Below are 1,842 nucleotides of genomic sequence, written 5' to 3'. Positions count from 1 at the left end.
GATAGGACCCCCGACGCCCTCGGCCGGAAGATTGATATTATATCGGGGCAAACCGTCGACTGCACCCTGTTTTGGGTGCATCCCCACCCCCCACCCCGTTTTCAACGCCACACAGCGGTCGGTCCTTTCATCCCCACCCGATCGCTGTTTTCGTTCCTGTCTCTGTTCCTGTCTCCGTTCTCGTTTTCCTTCCCGGATCACACGCGTGGCTCTCTCGGTCCGGCGACCGTCAGAAAAAAGCGGTCGGTGAGTGTCCGGTCGCTCAGTCGTCGGCCGGCGCGGCGCCGCTGCCGTCCTCGGCCTGCTTTTTCGTGTGCGAGAGCTTGCCGCCGTCGGCGAGGATCTGCCGTTCGCGATCCGAGGCGTCCAGTTCGGCGGTGAGTTCCCACTCGTCGTTGACCCGGACAGTGAATTCCTCTTTGCCGGAGCGGACGGACCCGGCGACGTCGTCGACGATCTCGATGTCGTCGCCCTGCTCTATCTTCTCGTAGTCGGCCTCGTCGATCTCCAGGGGGATCAGACCGAAATTAAAGAGGTTCGCCTTGTGGATGCGGGCGAAACTCTGTGCGAGGACGCCTTCGACGCCGAGATACATCGGACATAGCGCCGCGTGCTCACGCGAGGAGCCCTGGCCGTAGTTCTCGCCGGCGACCAAGAATCCGCCGTCGGAATCGAGCGCGCGCTGGGCGAAGTCCTCGTCGACCCGGCTGAGCGTGAACTCCGAGAGCTTCGGGATGTTCGACCGGTACATCAGGATGTCCTGGGTCGCCGGGATGATGTGGTCGGTCGTGATGTTGTCGTCCATCTTCAGAAGCGTCGGCCCGGCGATGTCGGCGCCCATCTCGTCTTTCAGGGGGATGTCGCCGATGTTTGGGCCCTTGATGAGTTCGTCGTCGACGGCCTCGTCGGGCGCGATGATGTCGGGGTCTTCCTGACCCATGCCGTCGCTGTATTTCGTTCCCATCTCGAACTCGGGGGGCTCCAGATCGCCGAGTTCCTCGGCCAGATCGCGCGGATCGACGATCTCGCCGGCGATGGCCGCCGCCGTGGCGACCTCGGGCGAACAGAGGTAGACGTTGTCGTCCTCGATCCCGGAGCGGCCCTCGAAGTTGCGGTTGAACGTCCGCAGCGAGACCGAATCCGAGGAGGGGACGTGGCCGATCCCGATACAGGCGCCGCAGGTCGCCTCCGAGAAGTTGACGCCGGCCGCCATCATCTCGGCGGTCCAGCCCTCGCGGGCGAGCATCTCGCTTGCCTGCTTGGAGCCGGGGGCGACGATCATCTCGGTCTTCTTGTCGACGGTGCGGCCCTCGAGCATCTTCGCGCCGGGGAGGATGTCCTCGTAGGCGCCGTTCGTACAGGAGCCGATGATGACCTGCTCGACGTCCTCGCCGGCGACTTCCCGGACCGGAACGACCTTGTCGGGCATCGACGGGCAGGCGATGAGCGGTTCGAGCTCCGAGAGATCGACCTCGATCGTGTCGGCGTACTCGGCGTCCTCGTCGGGCGAGAGCTCGACGTAGTCGTCCTCCCGGCCGATCCGCGAGAGCCAGTCCTCGGTCTTCTCGTCGGTCGGGAAGATCGAACTCGTCGCGCCGAGCTCGGTGCCCATGTTCGTGATCGTCGTCCGCTCGGGGACGGTCAGCGACTCGGCGCCGGGGCCGGTGTACTCGAGTACCTTGCCGACGCCGCCTTTGACCGTAAGCTCCTGCAGCAGGTGCAGGATAACGTCCTTGGCGGTGGCCCACTCGGGGAGTTCGCCCTCGAGGTGGACGTTCACGACCTCGGGCATCTCGATGTAGTAGGCGCCGCCGCCCATGGCGACGGAGACGTCGAGGCCGC

General features: G+C 65.0%; 1 protein-coding gene. It reads right to left on the bottom strand.

Annotated elements, in window-relative coordinates:
- Window positions 1-262 precede the first annotated feature (262 nt).
- A partial coding sequence (locus KM295_RS06045) for an aconitate hydratase (protein WP_256029067.1) occupies window positions 263-1,842 on the bottom strand: 1,580 nt, incomplete at its 5' end.

Source organism: Natronomonas aquatica (assembly GCF_024449025.1).
Taxonomy (GTDB): domain Archaea; phylum Halobacteriota; class Halobacteria; order Halobacteriales; family Haloarculaceae; genus Natronomonas; species Natronomonas aquatica.
Note: the sequence above shows the minus strand (reverse complement) of the source record. Positions and strands in the feature narration are given on the sequence as shown.